This is a genomic window from Methylobacterium sp. NFXW15 (assembly GCF_049887755.1).
Lineage (GTDB): Bacteria > Pseudomonadota > Alphaproteobacteria > Rhizobiales > Beijerinckiaceae > Methylobacterium.
In genome coordinates this window covers 1-1,965 of record NZ_JAGEKG010000024.1, presented here as the reverse complement: position 1 = coordinate 1,965, position 1,965 = coordinate 1, and the positions used below count along the sequence as shown (strand labels likewise).

At 72.8% G+C, this 1,965-nt stretch carries 3 protein-coding genes and 1 pseudogene; all 4 read left to right on the top strand.

The genetic code is table 11. The features are described from left to right. Nucleotides 1-210 (top strand): YeeE/YedE family protein (locus tag J4O73_RS24145; RefSeq protein WP_426221558.1); only part of this gene is annotated, 210 nt, incomplete at its 5' end. Nucleotides 211-213: 3 nt separating this feature from the next. Continuing rightward, nucleotides 214-663: a DUF6691 family protein gene (locus J4O73_RS24140; protein WP_426221556.1), complete on the top strand. Its 450-nt coding sequence runs from the start codon at nucleotides 214-216 to the stop codon at nucleotides 661-663. Then, a pseudogene (locus tag J4O73_RS24135) lies at nucleotides 660-1,469 on the top strand (sulfite exporter TauE/SafE family protein). The gene J4O73_RS24140 and the pseudogene J4O73_RS24135 overlap by 4 nt, the downstream one beginning before the upstream one ends. Before the next feature lie 20 nt (nucleotides 1,470-1,489). Continuing rightward, the coding region (locus J4O73_RS24130) for an MBL fold metallo-hydrolase (protein WP_426221554.1) at nucleotides 1,490-1,965 on the top strand (476 nt) is incomplete at its 3' end.

The window sequence follows — 1,965 nt, the reverse complement described above, 5'->3', positions numbered from 1 at the left end:
CCGCCGGTGACGGTCGGGGCGTCGTTCCCGATCCTGGTCCTCGCGGGTCTGCTGGTCGGGTTCGGGGCGCGCCTCGGCGCCGGCTGCACCAGCGGCCACGGCGTCTGCGGCATCGGCCGCGGCTCGCCCCGCTCGCTAGCCGCGACCGGCACCTTCATGGCCATCGCCGTCCTGACCGTCCTCGTCATGCGCCATCTCGTCGGAGCCTGAGCCATGGCCAAAACCGCTTCCGCCTTCGCCGTCGGCCTCCTGTTCGGCCTCGGCCTCCTCGTCTCGGGCATGGCCAACCCGGCCAAGGTCCTCGCCTTCCTCGACGTTACCGGGCGCTGGGACCCCAGCCTCGCCCTCGTCATGGCGGGCGCCGTCGCGGTCTCGGCCGCCGGCTACCGCTGGGCGAGGCGGCGCGGCCGGCCGGTGCTCGCGCCAAAGCTCGATGTCCCGGCCCGTCGCGAGCTCGACGCGCGTCTGATCGCCGGAGCCGCGATCTTCGGCCTCGGCTGGGGGCTGGCCGGCCTTTGCCCCGGTCCAGCCCTCACCATCCTGACGGTGGCCCCGGCCGAGGCCGCGACCTTCGTGGCGGCGATGGTCGCCGGCATGCTGCTGTTCCGCCTGGTGCCGGCGGCGCGCTTGAAGCCGACGGCCGTACCGGGAGCCGACGCATGATGCCCGGTCCCCTCACATCCGGCCTCGCTGCCGGCTCGGGCGGGGTCGTGGGCGTGATCCTCGGCCTCGTCGGCGGGGGCGGCTCGATCCTCGCGGTCCCGCTCCTGACATACGTGGTCGGCGTCTCCTCGCCCCACGTGGCCATCGGGACCAGCGCCCTGGCGGTCTCGGTCAGCGCGGCGGGCAATCTCGTCCCGCAATGGCGGGCCGGGACCGTGAAGTGGCGCTGTGCGGCGGCGTTCTCGCTCGCCGGAATCCTCGGCGCGCTCGTCGGCTCGGCGGCCGCCAAGGCAGTCGACGGAAAGAGCCTGCTCGCCCTGTTCGGGGTCGCCATGCTCGTGGTCGGCGGCCTGATGCTGCGCAAGCGGCGCGGCGAAGGCGACCCGGACGTGCGCCTGACCAAGGCCAGCGCCCCGGTGCTCCTGCCGTGGCTCCTCGGCATCGGCCTCGCGGTCGGCCTGTTCTCAGGCTTCTTCGGCATCGGCGGGGGATTCCTGATCGTGCCGGGCCTGATGCTGGCGACGTCGATGCCGCTGCCCATGGCGATCGGCACCTCCCTTGTCGCGGTCAGCGCCTTCGGGGCGGCGACCGCGGCGAGCTACGCCGCCTCCGGCCTGATCGACTGGCCGCTGGCCGCCCTGTTCATCTTGGGCGGCGTGCTCGGGGGCTTCGTCGGATCGAGGCTCGGCTAGCGCCTCGCCGGGCGCAAGCGCGCCCTGACCGTCACCTTCGCCGGCCTCGTCATCCTGGTCGGCCTGTACGTCGTCGCCCGCGGGGCCCTGCCGCTCCTCGGCCTGAACGCCTGATCCCGGACAGGAGGAGATCCATGTCGAACCAGACCGTCGGAGCCCTGCGCGGGCATCCCATCGTGACCGGCTTCCACGACGAGCCGACCGGCAGCATCCAGTACGTCGTCGCGGACCCCGAGACGCAGCGCTGCGCGATCATCGACCCGGTCCTCGACTTCGACCCGAAGTCCGGCGCGACCGCGACCCGGTCCGCCGACGCCCTGCTCGCCCATATCGAGCGGGAGGGCTACGTCCTGGAGTGGATCCTCGACACGCATCCGCACGCCGACCACTTCTCGGCGGCCGGCTACCTGCACGACAAGACCGGCGTCCCGACCGCCATCGGCGAGAAGGTCGTCGACGTGCAGCGGCTTTGGAAGGGGCTGTACAACCTGCCGGAGACGTTCCGCACGGACGGTTCGCAGTGGTCCCGGCTCTTCGCCGACGGCGAGCGCTTCCGGGTCGGCGACCTCGACGTCGAGGTCATGTTCACGCCGGGCCACACCATGGCCTC

Coding starts and splice junctions, on each gene's coding strand:
- J4O73_RS24140 (WP_426221556.1), top strand. CDS start 214: ATGGCCAAAACCGCTTCCGCCTTCGCCGTCGGCCTCCTGTTCGGCCTC.